Source organism: Arthrobacter sp. 24S4-2 (assembly GCF_005280255.1).
Lineage (GTDB): Bacteria > Actinomycetota > Actinomycetes > Actinomycetales > Micrococcaceae > Arthrobacter.
This window is the reverse complement of sequence record NZ_CP040018.1, coordinates 4,802,236-4,817,479: the sequence shown is the minus strand read 5'-3', so window position 1 is coordinate 4,817,479 and position 15,244 is coordinate 4,802,236. Positions and strand designations below refer to the sequence as shown.

At 65.5% G+C, this 15,244-nt stretch carries 14 protein-coding genes and 3 pseudogenes; 6 read left to right on the top strand and 11 right to left on the bottom strand.

Features of this window, described 5'->3' with window-relative positions:
- Positions 1 to 111: 111 nt before the first annotated feature.
- The 3 genes from FCN77_RS22320 to FCN77_RS22310 form a co-directional block, all read right to left on the bottom strand.
- Positions 112 to 840 (bottom strand): FadR/GntR family transcriptional regulator, encoded by a 729-nt coding sequence (locus FCN77_RS22320; RefSeq protein ID WP_137324036.1) that lies wholly within the window; start codon positions 838 to 840, stop codon positions 112 to 114.
- A 117-nt stretch (positions 841 to 957) separates the two neighbouring features.
- Positions 958 to 1,209, bottom strand: coding sequence for a DUF2630 family protein (locus tag FCN77_RS22315; RefSeq protein ID WP_137324035.1), 252 nt, complete (start codon positions 1,207 to 1,209; stop codon positions 958 to 960).
- Positions 1,210 to 1,385: 176 nt separating this feature from the next.
- Complete coding sequence (locus FCN77_RS22310) at positions 1,386 to 2,180, bottom strand: carbon-nitrogen hydrolase family protein (RefSeq protein WP_137324034.1); 795 nt, start codon at positions 2,178 to 2,180, stop codon at positions 1,386 to 1,388.
- 32 nt (positions 2,181 to 2,212) lie between these two features.
- On the opposite strand from FCN77_RS22310, the gene FCN77_RS22305 reads away from it, so the two are divergent.
- Entirely contained in the window at positions 2,213 to 2,869 is a 657-nt protein-coding gene (locus FCN77_RS22305) for a GntR family transcriptional regulator (protein WP_137324033.1), read from the top strand.
- Between the two features lie 39 nt (positions 2,870 to 2,908).
- Here FCN77_RS22305 and FCN77_RS22300 read toward each other — a convergent pair whose 3' ends face one another.
- Positions 2,909 to 4,300, bottom strand: a complete 1,392-nt coding sequence (locus tag FCN77_RS22300) for an MFS transporter (protein WP_137324916.1) — start codon at positions 4,298 to 4,300, stop codon at positions 2,909 to 2,911.
- 149 nt (positions 4,301 to 4,449) lie between these two features.
- Here FCN77_RS22300 and FCN77_RS22295 point away from each other — a divergent pair, with 149 nt between their 5' ends.
- The 3 genes and pseudogenes from FCN77_RS22295 to FCN77_RS22285 all read left to right on the top strand — a co-directional run bounded on the left by FCN77_RS22295 (position 4,450) and on the right by FCN77_RS22285 (position 6,276).
- On the top strand, positions 4,450 to 5,136 hold the full coding sequence (locus FCN77_RS22295; RefSeq protein ID WP_137324032.1) for a DUF2848 domain-containing protein: 687 nt from the start codon (positions 4,450 to 4,452) through the stop codon (positions 5,134 to 5,136).
- Between the two features lie 155 nt (positions 5,137 to 5,291).
- Positions 5,292 to 5,579: pseudogene (locus FCN77_RS22290) on the top strand (NADPH-dependent FMN reductase); the annotation flags it as partial.
- A gap of 76 nt (positions 5,580 to 5,655) precedes the next feature.
- Positions 5,656 to 6,276 (top strand): DUF1992 domain-containing protein, encoded by a 621-nt coding sequence (locus tag FCN77_RS22285; protein WP_137324031.1) that lies wholly within the window; start codon positions 5,656 to 5,658, stop codon positions 6,274 to 6,276.
- Positions 6,277 to 6,279: 3 nt separating this feature from the next.
- Here FCN77_RS22285 and FCN77_RS22280 read toward each other — a convergent pair whose 3' ends face one another.
- Positions 6,280 to 6,921: an NADPH-dependent F420 reductase gene (locus FCN77_RS22280; protein WP_137324030.1), complete on the bottom strand. Its 642-nt coding sequence runs from the start codon at positions 6,919 to 6,921 to the stop codon at positions 6,280 to 6,282.
- A 154-nt stretch (positions 6,922 to 7,075) separates the two neighbouring features.
- Here FCN77_RS22280 and FCN77_RS22275 point away from each other — a divergent pair, with 154 nt between their 5' ends.
- Positions 7,076 to 7,855, top strand: a complete 780-nt coding sequence (locus tag FCN77_RS22275) for a hypothetical protein (RefSeq protein ID WP_137324029.1) — start codon at positions 7,076 to 7,078, stop codon at positions 7,853 to 7,855.
- 10 nt (positions 7,856 to 7,865) lie between these two features.
- Here FCN77_RS22275 and FCN77_RS22270 read toward each other — a convergent pair whose 3' ends face one another.
- Positions 7,866 to 8,180: a DUF6221 family protein gene (locus FCN77_RS22270; RefSeq protein ID WP_137324028.1), complete on the bottom strand. Its 315-nt coding sequence runs from the start codon at positions 8,178 to 8,180 to the stop codon at positions 7,866 to 7,868.
- 79 nt (positions 8,181 to 8,259) lie between these two features.
- Positions 8,260 to 8,439 carry a hypothetical protein gene (locus tag FCN77_RS22265; protein ID WP_137324027.1) on the bottom strand — a complete coding sequence of 60 codons (180 nt, stop codon included), beginning with the start codon at positions 8,437 to 8,439 and terminating at the stop codon, positions 8,260 to 8,262.
- A 167-nt stretch (positions 8,440 to 8,606) separates the two neighbouring features.
- Between FCN77_RS22265 and FCN77_RS22260 the strand changes: the two genes are divergently transcribed.
- Positions 8,607 to 9,005, top strand: coding sequence for a hypothetical protein (locus tag FCN77_RS22260; protein WP_137324026.1), 399 nt, complete (start codon positions 8,607 to 8,609; stop codon positions 9,003 to 9,005).
- A 102-nt stretch (positions 9,006 to 9,107) separates the two neighbouring features.
- On the opposite strand, the gene FCN77_RS22255 is transcribed toward FCN77_RS22260, so the two are convergent.
- From FCN77_RS22255 to FCN77_RS22240, 4 genes and pseudogenes are all read right to left on the bottom strand, one after another.
- The gene (locus FCN77_RS22255; protein WP_137324025.1) at positions 9,108 to 9,392 is read right to left on the bottom strand and encodes a DUF1540 domain-containing protein; all 285 of its coding nucleotides are present in this window, start codon (positions 9,390 to 9,392) and stop codon (positions 9,108 to 9,110) included.
- 270 nt (positions 9,393 to 9,662) lie between these two features.
- Positions 9,663 to 11,045: an ammonium transporter gene (locus FCN77_RS22250; RefSeq protein ID WP_254678694.1), complete on the bottom strand. Its 1,383-nt coding sequence runs from the start codon at positions 11,043 to 11,045 to the stop codon at positions 9,663 to 9,665.
- A 374-nt stretch (positions 11,046 to 11,419) separates the two neighbouring features.
- Positions 11,420 to 13,598, bottom strand: a pseudogene (locus FCN77_RS22245) (transglycosylase domain-containing protein).
- 204 nt (positions 13,599 to 13,802) lie between these two features.
- Positions 13,803 to 15,199: pseudogene (locus FCN77_RS22240) on the bottom strand (MFS transporter).
- Between the last annotated feature and the right edge of the window lie 45 nt (positions 15,200 to 15,244).

The window sequence follows — 15,244 nt, the reverse complement described above, 5'->3', positions numbered from 1 at the left end:
GAGTGACGTTGCAGCAGCGCGGTGGGCATAGTGGTTCCACGGCAAGGTGCCCGCGCGGGGCTTACGGCGGTTGGGGTAGGTCAGGGAAACGTGAAGTTCGGGACTTAGGATCTAGCGCGTATGGCCGGCCCTGGAGTTCTCGCTTCCCGGGACGATGGTGCCCAGGGCGCATTCAACCCCGTGCAAGTGCATTCGCATGGCCTGGGACGCGTCCTCAGCTGATCCATTCTCGATGGCCGCGAAAATGCGGGCGTGCTCCTCACCCGATTCCTTGCGCCGGTCAGCCACGAGGTTGAGCGTGTTCGACTGGTTGGCCATGGCGTCGCAGATGTCCGACAGGAATGATTCGAACACGCCGTTGCCGCTGCACCGGGCGATGGTCACGTGGAACTCGGTGTTCAGAAGCACCCACTGCTGAAGATCGTCCTCTTGGGACATTTCCCGAAGGATTTCCCGAAGAGCCTCCAGATCTTCGCTGCTGCGGCGTTGGGCGGCGAGGCCCGCGGCCGGCACCTCTACATGGGGGCGGGCTTCTACGAGGGCACTGGCCGAGTATTTGCCTAGTTTGAGGTCCTGGGTGACCTTGTCAGCGATGACGAAGGTGCCCTTGCCGGTGTGGGTGGCAGTCAGTCCCAAAGCGGTGCAGGAACGCAGTGCCTCCCTGACCATCGTGCGGCTGACGCCGTACTGCTTGGCCAGCGATGCCTCCGAGTCCAGGCGGGTGCCGACCGGGATCCGGCCGCCTTCGATGGCACCGCGGAGGGATGCGAAAACCGCTTCAGCCGCGCCAACGCGTACCACTCGATCTTGTGCAGCTGTCCAGCTGTCCAACAGGTCCATGTGAAAACTATGGCATCTGTCACACGGCCTGTCAAAGGTGTCGGCAAGATGTCGCGCAGAGAACGGCGCGGGAAGGCCTCACCGGTATCACAGAATGCCCGCGCCGCGGAAGGGAGGTCAGCCGCGGTAGTCCTCAACCTGCTTGACCGGCCGCGGCGCCGCCTCGTCCGGATTCTCGCCGTATTGCACCTTGGCCCGCCTCTGGCGCAGCAGATCCCAGCACTGGTCCAGGTCCTCCTCAATGCGCTTGAGTCGTGTGCGGTCGGGCGCGTGCTCGGGCCCGGGCGCGGCGGATTCCGCTTTTTCGCGGAGCTCGCGTTCCTCCTCAACGAGCCTTTGGATGCGGTGCAGGATGCCCTCTTCGTCCACTTTGTCCTTCTTCCTCGGGGAGCGGTTACCAGTCAGGGTAGCGATGCGCGCAGCGACTGACCAGACCACCCTGCAGGCGGGACAGACCCTGGAACGTGTCGGCGACCGCAGTCAAAAGGAAAGCGGACGACGGCGGGAGGTCCCGCCGTCGTCCGCTCCTTTAACCGCGTGCGCCCCTAGAAGGTCCGCGCGTTCGCGAGCACCGGCAGTTTTCCGCGGACGTTGGTGATGACGGCCGTGTCGATGTCCACCACGGCCAGCTCGGGCTCGGTGCCCAACGTAACCAGCGGGGAGCCGAGCGGGGAGATTACCGCACTGTGGCCGATCCCGGTGGGGGCGGCGCCGGCGGACGGCAGGCCGATGCTCGCGGGATCGCCCTGGCCGCAGGCCACCACGAACGTGGTGCTGTCCACGGCGCGCGCCCGGATCAGCAGGTCCCACTGCTCCGCCTTTCCTTCGCCGGCCCCCCACGAGGCGCAGACGATGTTGACCTGGGCCCCGGCCCGGGCATTGGCCGTGAAGAGCGCCGGGAAGCGCACGTCGTAACAGGTGGCGAGGCCGATTACCGTGCCGTTTAGCTCGAAGGTCACGGGTGACGTGCCGGCGTCCACCGAATCGGACTCGGCGAAACCGAAGGCATCAAAGAGGTGGATCTTGTCGTAGGAGGTGTCGATGCCCGGATGGGTGACCAGCAGGGTGTTCCGGACGCGGCCGCCGTCGCCCGGGGTGAACATCCCCGCCACGATGGCGATGTCCAGCTCGTGGGCAATGCTGCGGACGGCGGCAGCCCATGGTCCGTCCAGCGGCTCCGCGATGTCGGCCAGGCTGTTGCCGAAGGCGCGCATCGCCGCTTCCGGGAACACCACCAGCTCGGCTCCGGCAGCTTTGGCCCGCGTGGCGTAGTCTCGAATCAGCTCCAGGTTGGCGGCCAGGTCGGCTCCGGTGATGATTTGGGCCACTGCTAAACGCATGAAATTACTCCGGTCTGTTGTATACATAATGTATGCGAAAAAGTTCGGGGACAGCGGCGTCCGGCCGCGAGAAGGCGTACGCGTACCTGCGGGAAAATGTCCTGATCGACCCGGAGATGCAGGGGAAGTTCCTGAATGAGCAGGAGCTGGCCGCCGAAATCGGCGTCTCGCGGACTCCGGTCCGGGAAGCCCTCCTGCTGCTCGTCTCCGACGGCCTGGTGGAACTGATTCCGCAGCGCGGGGCCTATGTTCCGCCGGTGACGGGCCGCGAAATGTCGGAGCTGATGGAACTGCGCGGCGTACTGGAAAGCCATGCCGCCCGCCTGGTTATCGAACAGAGCCGGGTGCCCGCGCAGACCATGCAGGACACCTTGGACCGGCAGGCCCAGCTGCCCCGGCAGCTGGACGCGGAGGCTGCGCAGGAGTTCATCCGGCTGGACACCCTCTTCCACCAGCAGCTGATCGACGCCGCGGGCAACGAACTCATCTCCCGGACCTACAGCAAACTCCACGTCCGGCAGATCCTGGTGGGCGTCTCCGCCCTTTTCCGTACCGGCGGACGGCGGGAGCAGGTATGCGCCGAACACCAGGCCATACTCGATGCCCTGGTGTCCGGCGATGCCGCGAAGGCCCAGGAAGCCATTGACCATCATCTGGCCGTCACCCGGGATATCCTGCTCCGCACCTGAGCATCGGCCTGTTCTGTAGGATTCCGTTAGTTTGATTCGTCAGTTGGCTACGCCGATGGCCGTCTGCTGGCGCGCTGCCGCGGATCCTTCCAGCAGCAGGCGGTAGTCCTCGTCCTCCACGGTGTTGGAGTTCCGGCCGAGGGCAAGGCCCACTGCGGTGACGGCGGCGGCCACGGCCACGTAGATGGCCACCGGAATCCAGGTGCCGAACTGCGACAGCAGGAGCGTGAACATCAGCGGGGCGATGGCGCCGCCGATCACGCCGGCGAAAGTGTAGGCCAGTGAGCTGCCCGTGGAGCGCAGCCGCGGGGAGAACTGCTCCACAATGAAGGCGGCCTGCGGGCCGTACATGAACGAGTGGGCCATGAGGCCCAGCACAATGCCGGCGATGAGCATCGGCGGGTTGTCCCCGCCGAGGATGCCGAAGAAGACAAACGTCCACACGGCACCAACCACGGCGCCGGCCCCGTAGACCAAGCGGCGGTTGAAGCGGTCGGACACAGCGCCGGCCAGCGGGATCATGAACAGCTGGAACGCGGAGCCGATCAGCACGGCGGTGAGCACCTCGTTGCGTTCGTAGCCGAGGACCTGGATGCCGTACGTAAGGGTAAAGACGGTGAACAGCGCATAGAGGACATCCGGGCCCACACGGCACAGAATGGCGGCGATGAGCGGGCGGAGTTCCTTGTTGAAGACCTCGCGGACGGGCGCGCTGGGCTGTTCTCCATGTGCCTCGATGGCCTTGAAGATGGGGGTGTCCTCCAGTTTCAGGCGGATCCAGAGCCCGAAACCGACCAGCAGGGCCGAGACCAGGAACGCGATGCGCCAGCCGAAGCTGATGAACTGCTCTTCGGTCAGCACCAGGGTGAGGACGGCCAGGGCGCCGTTCGCCATGAGGTTGCCTGCGGGCGGGCCCACCTGGGCTGCCGATGCCCAGAAGCCGCGGCGGTGGGGATCGCCGTATTCGCTGGAGAGCAGCACGGCGCCGCCCCACTCGCCGCCCACGCCCACGCCCTGGGCGAAGCGCAGCAGCACCAAAATGATCGGGGCGGCGATGCCGATGCTGCCGTAGCCCGGCAGCACGCCGATCAGCACGGTGGCCACGCCGATGATCATCAGCGTTGTGACCAGGACCTTCTTGCGGCCGATTCGGTCACCGAGCCGGCCGAAGATGATGCCGCCCACCGGACGGGATACGTACCCCACCGCGTAGGTGGAAAAGGCCAGGATGGTCCCGGTCAGGGGATCGGACGACGGGAAGAAGACAATGGGAAAAACGACGGCGGCCGCGGCCGAGTAGACGGCGAAGTCATACCACTCGAGGGCGGTGCCGGTGAGGCTGGCGGCGAAGGCCTTGTACAGGCCCTTGGGGTGAATCGGCTTGTCCGGACGCGGCGCTGCGCCGGAAGCCGGAACTGGGACGTTGGCCATGGTGTTGTCCTCCACGAGATCTTTACGGGTGACGCCTGTCACGCTGGCGTTAAATGTATACATTACGCATACTGGATGTACATTGGCGACCGTTTCCGGTTTCCGGTTTGTAAATTTCTCCAGCAGGACACGCAAAGGATGGATGGAACATGACTACTCTGAGCTTCGAACTCCCCGACGGCAGCACCCGGGACGTGCAGGTCAAGCACCTCCTGAACGCAGGCTATGCAGGGCGTGAACAGGCCGAAGTGCAGGCCCACATCGCCGAACTGGCTGAGCTGGGTGTTCCGGGTCCCGCCACCACCCCGGCGCTCTATCCCGTGTCGCCCTACCTGGCGCAGCAGGTTTCCGAAGTCCGCGTGCAGCATGGCCGGACCTCCGGGGAGGCTGAGTGGGCGCTGGTCATCACCGACGACGGCGTGCTGCTTACCGTCGCGTGCGACCACACCGACCGGGAACTCGAGGTCCACGGCGTGGCCTGGAGCAAGAACGCGAGCCCTGACGTTCTGGGCCGGAAGGCCTGGCGGCTCGATGACGTGCGGGACCGCCTGGACCAGATCACGCTGAGGGGATGGGTGGGGGAGGGTGACACTCCGGACACGCTCATCCAGGACAGCTCACTGGCAGCACTGCTGAGCCCGGACTACTGGCTTGATGTCCTCACCGAGCGCGGCCTTAACCAGCCCGGCACTGTCCTTATCTCGGGCACTGTGGCCATGACGCACGGCGTGGACCAGTTCGCCCGCAGCTGGAAGGTCGAAATGACGGATCCCGTCACCGGCTCCTCGGTGGATGCCCAGTACGTCGTGGAGCGGATGGCCGAGCCGATCGGCTGATTCGCTTCATAAGGGCCGGGGACGTCAATACTGCTGCACACCTCTGGCCGCCACCCGCGTTCTGTGCTGGACTGGCTGATGGGCCGCGCCTGCGTCGGGCACAGCCCATCAGTCGGCCGGCCGGCCCAGACCGGCCCAGAGAAGGGATCTGTCGCATGGCAACGTTCAAGATCGGCTACTTCGTCGGGAGCCTCGCCCGCGGCTCAATCAACCGCACGCTCGCCAACGCCTTGATCAAACTGGCTCCCGATGACCTCGAGTTCACCGAAATCCCCATCAAAGACCTGCCGCTTTACAGCTACGACTACGACGCCGATTTTCCACCGGCCGGCCGCGCGCTGAAGGAGGCCATTCAAGGTTCGGACGGCATCCTGTTCGTGTCGCCCGAATACAACCGCTCCATCCCCGGAGCGCTCAAGAATGCCATCGACTGGGGATCACGCCGGTCTTGAAACTCGCCGGACGCCTCTGAATACTGGAAGCCGGATTGTTGAGGATCGGCCCAGGGACGGTGTGGATATGCCCAGCGGGGAACCGGGAGGCGCGTTCAAGCGCCGGGTGGAGCGTGCCGCCGAACTGCGCGCCGTCCGGGCTACGGGCATGTCTGCCCGGGAGGAAGCCGAGCTCACGGCAGCCGAGGAGAAAGATCGGGAAAAGCGCCGGGGGGTGGACGACGCCAAGAGGGCCGAATACCTGATCCGGGACGCCATGGCGCAGGGGAAGTTCGACAACCTGAAGTACGCCGGCAAGCCGATCCCCGGGCTGGGGGAGGGCTACGATCCTGACTGGTGGGTTAAGGGCCTGATCCAGCGCGAGAACCTCACGGGCATGGGTCCGAAAGCCATCCTCCTCCGCACCGAGGACGCCGAACTCGACTCCAGGCTCGACGCCCAGTACTCCGAGAAGGAGGTCCGCGACATCCTGGAGGACTTCAACAAGCGCGTGATCGATGCCCGCCGCCAGCTGCAGGGCGGGCCGCCGGTTATCACCAAGACCCGCGTCGCTGAGGCGGAAGTGGCGCGCTGGCGCGAACGACGCGCTGCTGCGGCAGCCACGGCCGGGCCGCCACCGGAGCCTGAGTTGAAGCGGCCCTGGTGGCGGCGCATCTGGGAGGGGCCCGTCAAGGGCGGAGCCGGATAAGGCTCAGACGGTGCGGGGAGCCCGGGCCACGTTCTCGGTGAGTTCCGCCGCATTCTGGCGCACGACGTAGGCCGGACGGTCCCGTTCCACGCGCCAGCTTTCGGACAGCGGGCCGACGTTGACCGTGTCGAAGCCGAACTCGTCGTAGAGCTTCGCCACGAGTTCAGCCGCTTCGGCGTAGTCGCTGGCCGTCGCGAGCGCGCGGCGGTTCGCCGTGCCGGCTGGCGTACCGTCGGTGGTGATGTCCCTCGCCATGATGTGGTTGAAGCCCTTGGCCACCTTGGACGTTGGAAGGTGCTTCTGCAGCAGCCCGGACGTGGTGGCTTCGCCGCTGTCGAGCTCCGGGAAACGGCCGTCCCGCTCCCAGTAGTAGTTGTTCGTGTCAATCACGATCTTGCCCTCCAGCGGCTGCACCGGAAGGTCCCCGATGCTCTTCAGCGGCACGGTCACGACGGCGAAATCGCCGGCCGCTGCCGCCTCCGCCGGTGTTGCGGCCCGGGCCCGCGGCCCCAGTTCCGCCACCAGCCCCGTCAATGTTTCCGGCCCGCGAGAATTGCTGATGACCACGTCATAGCCGAGCTCCACCGCCTTGCGGGCAATCTGGCTTCCAATGTGTCCTGCACCGATGATTCCTATTGTTGTCATGTCCGGGCCAACACCATCCCGGCTGGGGATATTTCAGGGCGGCAACAATTCGTCATGACCGGCTACAGTTCGGCGGCAATGAGGCCGGCAGGGTTCCGAATGCCGGGTAGAGCGCCACAATGGATGGACCAGCCCGTGGCCAAAGGAGGATGGCATGCGCTTGCCAGCATCGTCCCGCATTACGGCTCCCGCCGTCATCATTGCCTGCCTGCTCACCGGCTGCGGCCAGCAGGCGGGGCCGGCGGGGCCGGCGTCCCAAAATGCAAGCGACCTGCCCGCCTCCGCGACTTCAACGGCGGCGCCGGGCTCCACGACCGCGCCAACGCCAACCGCCCCGGGCGGATCCAAGGGGCCGGGCGCGTCCGGAAATTCCCCGGAGTCGGCTGCCTGGACCAGCTACACGACGGCGGACGGCCAGCTGGTTTTCGACCTTCCAGCGGCTTGGAGCGTCAAGGATCCGGCGGGCGAGCTGGCTGAGGGCGGCGGCGCGTTCGCCGAGATCACCAACCCGGCCGGGAAGCCTTTGGCGACGCTCCGGACCAACATGGCCACGGGCTCCACGTGCGTGGATCGTTACCCGTACTCAGTGCTGGACACGCACGAACTGACGGCGCTGACCTGGAAGGGGGCAACACCGCGGTTTACGTTCGAGACCCGGGGAACCTCCGCGGATCCCGGACCCGCAGACACACCCGCTGCGGCCTACGGCATCACCTCCGGCCCTCCGCCGTCGGGAGACTCGGCGTGCGCCATCTTCCACTTCTTCACATGGCCGCCCAATGCCGCCATGTTCGGCGCGTTCTACAATCCGGCGAACAATGAAACGCCCGGGGACGCCTCCCTGCCGTATCTCGAGAAAGCCAAGATCTACACGGAGACCGCCGAGTACCGCGACATCAAGCGGATGATCACCTCGCTGCGGCCCGCGGGCTAGCCGCGCAGGCCTACAGCCAGTCCTGCTCGAAGTCCGGGTGGTCGGCATACGGCAGGGCCAGGGCCTTCAATGAACGGGTGGTCCATTCGATGGCCTCAGGGATCCAGCGGGACTCCTCCTCAAAGGGGTCGCTGACCATGGTCGCCAGGGCCGTCTGCCGGGCCGACTCGACGATGCGGATGACCCTCTTCTTCGCCTCGCACTCCAGCAGCAGGCGGTGTTCGTACCATTTTCCGGACTCGGACACAGTCCGGTCGCTGAGGATCTTGCGGGCCGCGGCCTCGTCCTCCCGGATGCGCTCGGTCAGGAATTCGACAATGTCCACAAACCGAGCGTACGCGCCCGGCGCGGTTGCGGAAATGCCTGATTTACGGACCCTTTCGGCGCCTTCCCAGGCGGCCTGTTCAGCCGCCGTCGCCCGGTTCGTCAGGTACGTCGGCACCTGTGACGTCGGCGCCTGTGACGTCGGCGCCTTCGGCCGGTTCCTGCGAATGCACGCGGATATCCCGTGGATCGGCGGTCTCGTCGCCCTCAGCCGGAGCCTCGCTGTGGACACGCTCCGACGCCTGCGGTTTCTCGCTCATGCCCGCTCCTCTGTTGCCGTTCCTGCTCTAATCCTGTGGGCCCTTACTACTGCTCATCTAGCTCCCGAAGGCACGGGACTGTCAAGAACCATTCCTGCCGCCCCGGGCGGCCTGCGAGGAGGACAATAGGTCCCATCGGAAGACGGCCAAGGCGAAGGAGCACCACGTTGTCGGACACGAACGGACCGCGCCGCGCGGCACAGCAGATGCAGGAGGCGGCCCGCTACCTGGCCCGCGCCACCAGGAACCTGGAGGCGCCATCGGACAGCCATGCGGTCCTCGGCAGCCTGCTGGAAACACAGGGCTTCATCGCGCAGACAATCCGGGAGCTGGCCGAGTGGCACCGGGCAGCGGTTGCGGGCACGCACTACCCCCGGCCGCACAACGAAAGCGCCCGCGGAGTGATGACGGCGGTATCCGAGCTGGACCTCGCAGCGCAGGAAGCAGACGCCCTCCAAGAGACCCTCAGCCGGGCGCATGGCGGAAGCAGCGTGGTCAGCTGGCTGGAGACGCCTGTGCCGGAGTCGCCCGAACCGGACGCCTCGGCCCGCAACGGCGACGGCTAGCCGGGACTGCGGGTAACCGGCTGAAAACAGGTAACCGGCTGAAAATGCAAGAGGACGACGGCGCGATTTCCCGCCGTCGTCCTGATTTCCGGTCGTTGTGGGCTACGCGTGCGCGTACGTGAGGCAGTCCGCGTTGTCGGCGCCCGGGCCCACATGGACTTCGGGTGCCTTGCACATCAGGTGGTCGTTGTGGACGCATTCCGAGCGCTGGCACGCTCCGACGTCGGCCAGGACCTTGGGCAGGCCGCCATGCATGCCGGTGTCGATGAAGGTAGCGCAGGATGCGTGGTCCTGGGCCCCGCCCACCGTGATGGCGGCGGCGTTGCAGTTCGAATGGTCGTTGAAGGAACAGTTGGAAACACTGCAGTCTGCGACGTGCGTTGTCATAGGAAGATCCTCCGTGGTTCGGCGGCCCGGCCGGGCTGCTCCCTGGGTCCACGGTAAGCCCGATCGGCCGGATCAAAAAGACCCAATCGTGTGACCTAATCACCTGCAGCCTGCAGCCAGGGCCTTACGGCCCCTGTCGCGGCGGCGTCCTGTTTCCTAAGATGAAGGTAGGGCCGACGGCACGACTCCCGGCTAGCCCGGGGGCCTTCCCAAACCGCCGCCGGCCCCTTAACCCCGCGGCAGCGATACCGGCTAGACACCGGCCCGACGCTACGCGAAGCTATCTTCCTTCTCCCGTTCCGCAGCGCTCTCCCGCCGTACTTTACTGTCTTGCGGCTTGTCCTGCTCCTCGCCCTGCACAGTTGCCGGGGCGGCCACATAATGGTGGAACGGGTTGAACCGGCTGCCGGACAGCTCACCGAATGCATAGGCCGTCTCGGCGTGCTCGGACAGGTCCACGCCCGCGGATTCGGCTTGCTCGCTGACGCGGAACCCGAGCGTCTTGTGGATGGCCAGGCCAACCACGATGGTCACCAGTCCGGAGAGCAGGACGGTTACCAGCACGGCCACCGTCTGCGCCACCAGCTGCTGGAGGCCGCCGCCGTAGAAGAGTCCGCCGCCCTGGCCGTCCACCGGCAGCGCAATGAACCCAAGGGCCAGCGTGCCGATGAGGCCGCCGCCAAGGTGGACGCCCACAACGTCGAGGGAGTCGTCGAGACCGAACCGGTACTTCAGGTCCACGAAGATCGCGCAGAGCGCACCCGCCACGAAGCCCAGGCCGATGGCGGCCACCGGGCTGACGTTGGCGCAGGACGGCGTGATGGCCACCAGGCCGGCAACCACGCCGGACGCGGCACCCAGCGACGTGGGATGGCCGTGGCGGATCTTTTCGGTGACCAGCCAGCTCAGCATCGCCGCCCCGGGGGCCACCAGGGTGTTGATCCAAATCAGGCCGGCCTGCTCGGCCGTGGTGGCTGCACCGCCGTTGAAGCCGAACCAGCCGAACCAGAGGATGGCGGCACCGAGCATGATGAACGGGATGTTGTGGGGCCGGTGGTTGGGGTCCTTGCCAAAGCCCTGGCGCTTGCCCACGATGACCGCCAGGACCAGGGCGGCCACACCGGAGCTGATCTCCACCACGGTGCCGCCGGCGAAGTCGATGACCTGCCCGAACACCGAGGTGATGGCTCCGTTGGCGCCGAGCAGCCCTCCGCCCCAGACCATGTAGGCGAGCGGGCAGTACACCAGTGTGATCCAGATGGGCACGAAGAGCACCCAGGAGCTGAACTTGGCACGGTCCGCGATGGCGCCGCTGATGAGGGCAACCGTGACCATGGCGAACGTTCCCGCGTAGGCCGCCTTGATGAGGTCCGGGGAACCGATGAGGTTCGTCAGTCCGAAGCTGGCGAACGGGTTGCCGAAGATGCCCAGCACGCCTTCACCACTGGTCATGGAGTAGCCCCACAGGACCCAGATGACGCCGACGATGCCCGCGGAGATGAAGCTCATCATGATCATGTTGAGCGCTGCTTTGGCGCGGGTCATGCCGCCGTAAAAGAGGCCGAGGCCGGGCGTCATGATCAGCACCAGGGCCGTTGCCACAAGCACCCAGACGTGTTCCGCAGTGATTTCCACCTGCGTGTCCCTTCTCATCAAGTCTTCTGTACGGGACCTCGATTGATTCGGGTCACGCCCCGGGTCAATGTTTCACGTTCCGTGTTTCCGACAATGGGGCGCTAAGTTGCAGGCAAGTTACAGGAACGGCGCTAGCGTGAAGATCACGTGACTGGCTTGTTTCGGGAATGTTAACGGGGGCTCTTCGGTGGCATGCGAATCCGGGGCATTGCGGTGCCGGTTCCCTGCAATGGCACGGAATTTGCGGGTATAACCCCTTGCTGACCCGATAGGTGAGGGGCGAAACGGGCACGTTTCAGCAAGATGACCGGCAGCTCACCGAGCCAGGGCGGCACGGGAGAGGACGACGGCGGGTGGTCCCGCCGTCGTCCGCCAACGCACCGGAAAGCGGTCTACCGGGACGGACCCGGCGTCGGTGCCGGCGGGTTGCTCATGCCCGGCGGCGGGGGCGGAAAGGCGGCCGCCGGGTAGAGCCCGGCCACCTGCAGCATGTAGTTGGCCCACTGCGGGCCGGCCAGCATGTAGCCGTCGATGGATTTGTAGAAGTTGCCGTTGATGGTGATGTTCTGGCCGGCCCGGTTTTGGCCCTCCAATGTGTCTCCAAAGAAGGAGGCGGTCACCAGGCCGGACGTGTAGCCCACCACCCAGGTGGCTCCGTTGTTGTTGGACGTTCCCGTCTTGGCCGCCACCGGCACCTTGCTCTGGACCTTCGGGTTGATGTAAACGCCGGATCCCATCTTCAGCACGTCCTGGAGCACCGCGTTGACGCCGCGGGCCACGTCGGGTTTGACGGCGTTGCGGCACTGGGAGGACTCGGACGGGAGGTGACGTGCTGCCGTGTCTGTCACGTCCGCGATGGCGATCGGGGTGCAGTAGCGGCCGTCATTGGCGAACGTGGCAAAGGCGTTGGCCAGGTGCAGGGGGCCACGCCGATGGCGCCCAGCAGGTTGCCGAGCTGGTGCATGTTCACCTGGGCACCGTCCAGGCCGCTGTGGAGGCCCACCGCATCCACCATTTTCTGGATGCCGCAGAAGTCCAGCTGCGCGGCTTCGGCGAAGGTTGCTGTGTTGATGGAGTTGTACAGGCCGTAGTTGACGGGCATGGGCCGGTAGTAGCCGGGGTCATTGTTCTGGAGATCGTCCGCTGCCCCAGCCCGGCGTTCTTCTCGGCCGTGCTGTAGGCGCCCAGCACCTTTCCGCAGCTGGAACGCCACGGGAAGTTGAGCGAATAGGTCCGCCGGGAGGCGTCGATCGTCGCGTTCAGCGGTTTGCCCTCGTTCAGCCATTCCGCGAAGGTGAACGGCTTCATGGTGGAGCCGGGCTGGAACCCGCCTGCCCCGTTGAGGTCGTTGCCGTTGGCGTCCTTGGAGTCGACGTTGAAGTTCAGCTGGGTGTCGAATTTCCCTTCCGCCGGGAGGAACACAGTGTTCTGCGCCATGGCCAGGATCCTGCCGGACCCGGGCTGGATAGTGACCAGGGCGGCGCCCCATTTGTCCGGATTCGCTCCGGCGGTTGCGTCCACCTGGGCCTGCGCGGCGGCCTGCAGCCTGCTGTCGAGCGTGGTGATGATGGTCAGGCCGCCGCGGTACAGCAGCCTCTCCCGGTCCTTGGGGTCCACGCCGTAGGCCGGGTTGTTGAGGATCAGATGGGATACGTAGTCACAGAAGTACGGTGCGATGGCCGCGGCGGCGCAGCCCTGCCTGCCTGGGGTGATCTTCAGCTCGACACCGGTGGCCACGGCGGCGTCGTGTTCGGCCTGGGTGATTTTCCCCTGTTCCAGCAAGCTGCCCAGGACCTGGTTGCGGCGTTGCAGCGAGTTCTCCGGGTGCACGGCGGGGTCGTAGAAAGTGGGGCTGTTCACCAGCCCGGCCAGCAGCGCTGCCTGCGGCAACGTGAGGTCCTTGGCCGAGGTGCTGAAGAAGTGCCGCGCGGCGGCCTCGATGCCGTAGGCGTCCCGGTTGAAGAACACGATGTTCAGGTAACCTTCGAGGATCTGGTCCTTGGTGTATTTCTTCTCCAGCTCGACGGCGAGCTTCATCTCCCGGAGCTTGTCGCCAACGCTCTTCTGGCCGCTGAGGATGACCTGCTCGCTTTGATCCGCGGAAAGAAACGACTCATTGATGACGTTGGTGACGTACTGCTGGGTCAGCGTGGATGCACCCTGACGGCCGCCCTGGGTGGCGTTGTACGACAGCGCCCGGAGGATGCCCTGCGGGTCGATGCCGCCATGTTCATAGAAGCGGCTGTCCTCGATCGCGACGATCGCGTCCTTCATAAAAGGCGATATCTGGTCGAGGCTGACCCGCACCCGGTTTTCCGCGTAGAACGTGGCGATGGTCTGACCGTCGGCGGTCAGCATCTTGGTTGATTGCGACGGAGAATCGACTGTGAGGTCACCGGGCAGGTTGTTGAAGAACGTGATCGAGTTGCTCACCGCAACCCCGGCGGCGGCTACGCTGGGAGCCACCAGGCTGGCAGCCAGGACCCCGCAGATGGCGCTCACGGCAATAAATCCGACCAGCCTTCCCAAGGCTGCGGCCAGACGAAAACCCAATCGCTTCTTCGGCGCCATGTTCCCAGCTATCGAGCGTGCCAGTGCCTCAAGAATACGCCGGGCTGCCGCCAGCCAGCCAGAGCCCGACGGCGATCCTTAGGGACGCGCCGGTGATCGCGCCTGTCGAAATCAACCAGCCAGTGGGCCTCCCTGGCCGGAGTGCTCGACGCGAACGGGCCCCCGCACTCTTAGGTTCGGGGGCCCGGGAATCGGGCCGTTGCGTCAGACCTTGGCGGCGATGTCCGTAGCGGCGGCGGCGCTGCGCTTGTCGAACACGGTGGCGCCCACTTCCTGCTCAGCCTGGTTGCTAATGCCCAAGTCGATGCCTTTGCGCTCCCGGATCACCAGCACTGCTCCCAGGGAAATCAGGGCGACAATCAGCAAGTACAGCGAAACGGAAGTGGTTGTCCCGGTGGCCTGCACCAGGGCGGTGGCGATCATTGGGGCGAAGGCGCCGCCGATAATCGCCCCCAGGGCATAGGAGATCGCGACCCCGGAGAATCTGATGGACGCTGGAAAGAGCTCACTGTATAGGGCGGACTGCGGACCATACGTGAGTCCGAGACCCACCGTGAAAATGGCCAGGCCCAGGAAAAGCGCCCAGATGTTGCCCGTGTTGACCAGCCAGAACAGCGGAAAGACGGTGAGGATCAGGCACACGTAGCCGATAACGTAGGTCTTCTTCCGGCCGATGCTGTCCGAAAGGTAGCCGGCGATCAACGTAAAGAGGAACCAAAGGGCGCCTGAGGCGGTGACAGCAAGGAGCACCTCCGTGCGGTCCATGGCCAGCCCTTGGGATTAGTGGCGTAGCTGAGGATGTAACCGCCGGTGGTCATGTAGCCCGCAGCATTGTTACCGGCAAAGACCAGTGCGGCGATGATGACCAGCAGCCAATGCTTCTTGAACAGCTCGACCACCGGCACGCGGGTCTGCTGCTTCGTCTGTGCGATCTCCTCAAAGACCGGGCTTTCCTCCACGCTCCGGCGGACGATGAACCCCACGATAATCAGCACAAAGCTGAGTAGGAACGGAATGCGCCAGCCCCACTGCACGAAGGCGGCACCCGGCGAGACCACGCCGGACATCAGAGCCAGGATCCCGGAGGCGAGCAGCATGCCCAGGGGAACGCCGAGCTGTGGGAACGAACCGAACAGGCCCCGTTTGCCACGGGGCGCGTGCTCGACGGCCATCAGCACCGCACCGCCCCATTCACCGCCCGCCGAGACGCCCTGAAGGATCCGGAGCAGGAGCAGCAGCACGGGCGCGATGATCCCGGCTGTCTCATACGTCGGCAACACACCGATCAGGGTGGTGGCGGCGCCCATCATGATCAGGGTGAGAACCAGCATTGCCTTGCGGCCCAGCCGGTCACCGAAGTGTCCGGCCAGGAAGGCGCCCAGCGGACGGAACAGGAAGCTGAGGCCGACGGAGGCGAAGGAAATCAGGATGCCGATGTCGTTGCCGGCCGGTTCAAAGAACAGCTTTGCGAAGACAAGGCCCGCGGCGTTGGCGTAGATGAAGAAGTCGTACCACTCGATAGTGGTCCCGATGATGGTGGCGAATGCTACGCGGCGGTGGTCCCGGGCCGAATTGCGTTGGGGAAGCGGTAGGGCGCTCATGGTGTCTCATTTACTGCGGGCACAACGGTGTGCCCGCACGTGGTG